The following is a 1,127-nucleotide window of genomic DNA, read 5'->3' as shown; positions in this document are numbered from 1 at the left end:
TTTCTTTACAATACCCTGAATTATCTTTACGCGATGGCCTTACCCCTGCCGGGTCCCCTGGCTCCGGCCGTGATGAAACTTTCGAAAACGTTGCAGTATACGCTCACCAGAAACCGCAGGGAGCAGGTATCCTTGGAAGAAGAGATCCAGTTTATTCAGGATTATCTGAGTCTATACCAGCTACGCTTTTCCCCGGCTTTTCACTACCAGCTACGGGTGGAGGGGCCCGTGAAGTCCGTAGAAATACCTCCCTTATTGCTGCTGCCGTTCATCGAGAATGTTCTCAAACATGGGGTGACCAATGATCCGGAGTTTCCCATCTCGATTACGCTAACGATCCGTGATTCCCAGCTCCTCTTTCAGATCCGGAATCGCGTGAATCGCCATTCCCAACTTCCATCGACCGGCATTGGACTGGAAAACGTAAAACGGCGGCTGGCCCTGCTGTACGCAGACCGCCACGCCCTGACCATCCGAAGCCAGGTCGACACCTTCCATGTTTCTCTGATGCTAAGCTTATGAGTATAAAACGACCCTACCGCTGTTTAGCCCTCGATGACGAGCTCTATGCTACGCAGGTAATTGAAACGTACCTGGCTGAAAACGCTGACTTTACCTTGGTCAAAGCTACTACGGATGTATACGAAAGCATACGGCTGGTGAACGCCGGACTCATTGACCTGGTGTTTGTAGACATTCAGATGCCGGAACTGACCGGGCTTCAATTCGTCAAAATTTGTGGGGATTCGTGTAAAGTGATCCTGACTACGGCTTATCCTGAGTACGCTCTGGAAGGCTTCAATCTGGACGTAGTGGACTACCTGGTTAAGCCGATTGCGTTGGAACGCTTTCAGAAAGCCTTGTCCAAATTTATGGCTCTGCAGGGGGTGGACTCCTCAGGTTCCACGCCGGAGAAAACGCACCTCTTTCTGAAAGGAGATGCCAAACACACCTTTCATCGGGTTGCTTTTAGTGACATCCTTTACATTGAAGGATTGAATAACTACATATCGGTGTATACTACTCAGCAACGCATCGTGACGTATATGGCCCTGAAAGAGATCCTGGAGCTACTGCCGCCTAGGCAGTTTTGCCGGGTCCACCGCTCCTACATCGTTTCACTCGCC

At 50.6% G+C, this 1,127-nt stretch carries 2 protein-coding genes; both read left to right on the top strand.

The genetic code is table 11. The annotated features are described in order from the left end of the window. On the top strand, window positions 1-522 hold a 522-nt coding region (locus BWI97_RS26795; protein ID WP_199182135.1), incomplete at its 5' end, for a sensor histidine kinase. Next, on the top strand, window positions 519-1,127 hold a 609-nt coding region (locus tag BWI97_RS26790; protein ID WP_102203470.1), incomplete at its 3' end, for a LytTR family DNA-binding domain-containing protein. The genes BWI97_RS26795 and BWI97_RS26790, both read left to right, overlap by 4 nt.

This window comes from Siphonobacter sp. BAB-5405 (assembly GCF_002872335.1).
Classification (GTDB): Bacteria; Bacteroidota; Bacteroidia; order Cytophagales; family Spirosomataceae; genus Siphonobacter.
This window is presented reverse-complemented; position numbering and strand designations above follow the sequence as displayed.